The 2,185-nt window shown below is 75.1% G+C and carries 2 protein-coding genes and 1 pseudogene; all 3 read right to left on the reverse strand.

What is annotated here, in order from left to right:
* Nucleotides 1-203: pseudogene (locus FNX44_RS26345) on the reverse strand (hypothetical protein); the annotation flags it as partial.
* Complete coding sequence (gene egtB / locus FNX44_RS26350; RefSeq protein ID WP_143651488.1) at nucleotides 203-1,606, reverse strand: ergothioneine biosynthesis protein EgtB; 1,404 nt, start codon at nucleotides 1,604-1,606, stop codon at nucleotides 203-205. The gene egtB and the pseudogene FNX44_RS26345, both read right to left, overlap by 1 nt.
* Nucleotides 1,606-2,185, reverse strand: a 580-nt coding sequence (locus FNX44_RS26355; RefSeq protein WP_228450271.1) for a glutamate-cysteine ligase family protein, incomplete at its 5' end; no start/stop codon positions are given. The genes egtB and FNX44_RS26355, both read right to left, overlap by 1 nt.

Below are 2,185 nucleotides of genomic sequence, written 5' to 3' on the forward strand. Positions count from 1 at the left end.
GTACCGATCTGGGCGGACGGGTGGGGGGCCGGGTCGGCGGAGCCCGGCGCGGGGTACCAGCCGATGCCGAAGCCGTCGGCGTTGACCGTGCCGTAGCGCTGCAGGCGGGGCGCCCACGACTGCTCGTACAGGCCGTGCGGCGGTTCGCTGACGACGGCGGCCAGGGTCGTCTCGGCGCCGATGTACGCCAGGTGGCGGCACATCAGTCGGTCACCTCCGCGTCGCGCGCGGTACGAAAGCCGGCGAAGATCTGGCGGCGGATCGGATGATCCCAGTTGCGGAACGTGGCGCGGCAGGCGACGGGGTCGACGCCGAACGCGCCGCCGCGCAGCACCTTGTAGTCGCCGTAGTCGCCGCCGAGGAACACCTTCGAGTACTCGTCGTAGGGGAAGGCGGCGAAGCCGGGGTAGCCGGTGAAGTCGGAGGAGGTCCACTCCCAGACGTCGCCGAGCAGTTGGCGGGCGCCGCAGGGGGCGGCGCCGCGCGGGTATGCGCCAGCGGGGGCGGGTTCCAGGTGGCGTTGGCCGAGGTTGGCGTGCTCGGGGCCGGGGGCGTCGTCGCCCCACGGGTGGCGGCGGGAACGGCCGGTGGCCGGATCGTGCCGGGCGGCCTTCTCCCACTCGGCCTCGGTGGGCAGCCGGCGGCCGGCCCACCGGGCGTACGCGTCGGCCTCGTACCAGCACACGTGCATGACCGGCTGCTCGGGTGGTACGGGTTCGACGTGGCCGAAGCGGCGGCGCAGCCAGCTGTCACCTTCGCGGCGCCAGAACAGCGGGGCGCGCAGGCCGTGTTCACGTACGTACGCCCAGCCGCGCGGGTGCCACCAGCGCGGCTCGTCGTAGCCGCCGGCGTCGACGAACTCCTGGTAGGCGGCGTTCGTGACGGGCACGGTGTCCAGCCAGAAGGCGGGAACGTCGACGCGGTGGGCGGGACGCTCGTTGTCCAGGGCCCACGGCTCGGTGTCGGTTCCCATGGTGAACGGCCCGCCGGGTACGAGGACTTCGGCGGGCAGCGCCTCGCGCGGGGCAGCCGGTGGCGGCGGCGCGGTGAGCACGGCGGGGCCGCGGCGCAGCTGGTGGGTGGCGAGCATCGTCTCGTCGTGCTGCTGCTCGTGCTGGGCGACCATTCCGAAGACGAAGGCGTCGGCCGACAGGGGGTTGGCAGTGGTGAGTTCGACGGATTCGAGGACTTCGAGCGAGGCCTCGCGGACGCGGGCGACGAAGGCGCGGGCCTCGTCCGGACCGAGCAGCGGGAGCGCGGGGCGGTCGGCGCGCGGGGTGCGGAACGCGTCGTAGAGCGGATCGAGTTCGGGGCGGAGGGCGGGGCGGCCGCCGGCGGCCCGGACCAGCCAGATCTCCTCCTGGTTGCCTATGTGCGCCAGGTCCCAGACCAGGGGGGACATCAACCGGGAGTGCTGGGCGGTGAGTTCGTCGTCGTCGAGGCAGTCGACCAGGGCGCGGGTGCGGGCCCGGGCCCGTTCGAGCGCGACCCGCGCGGCGGCCCGCGGGTCGACGGCGTGCGGGTCCGAGGCGCGGGGGTCGGCGGCGTGCGGGTCGTCTGGGCGCGGGTCGACTGAGCGCGGGTCGGTGGTCGAGGGCGCGGGCATCACATGACTCCGATCCGGTCGGCGAGGCAGTCGTCGGCCGGGCAGCGGCCCCGGCCGGCGTATCGTTCGGCGAACTGCTCGGCGGCGCGGTGCGCCGGGCCGCCCGGATCGCTGCGGCCCAGCGCCTCCACGGCAGTGGCCACACAGGTGCGCACCACCGGGCCGAGCACGGGGTCGGCGGGGCCGTTCCGCGCGGCCCTCAGCCACAGGTCGGGCGAGGTGAGGTGTTCGACGGCGGCGTAGGCGATCTCGGCCGCCTTCGGGTCGTCCATCAGGGTGGCCGCGATGGCGACCGCCGCCATCCAGCCGTCGTCGAGCTGGGCGTCCATCATCCGAAGCTCCAGCCAGCCGCGCGGGCGGACGGGCGGGAAGAGGGTGCCCAGATGGTAGTCGAGGTCGTCGACCGTAGGCGGGCGTTCGCGGCAGCCGCCGCGCAGCCAGCCGCGGAACGTGAGGTCGCGTGGCGCGGTCCAGTCCGGCGGGCCGGCGCCGGTCGCGTCGCGCCGCACGCACAGCAGCGTCGCGTCGAGGGCGTACCGGGTCCACTGGGCCCTCGGGCAGTCGCCGAGGGCCCAGTGG

It is taken from the genome of Streptomyces alkaliterrae (assembly GCF_007097205.2).
GTDB classification, from domain to species: Bacteria; Actinomycetota; Actinomycetes; order Streptomycetales; family Streptomycetaceae; genus Streptomyces; species Streptomyces alkaliterrae.

Bases quoted from the DNA above. Each gene is read 5' to 3' on its own strand.
- egtB (WP_143651488.1), bottom strand. From the start codon at position 1,606: ATGCCCGCGCCCTCGACCACCGACCCGCGCTCAGTCGACCCGCGCCCA.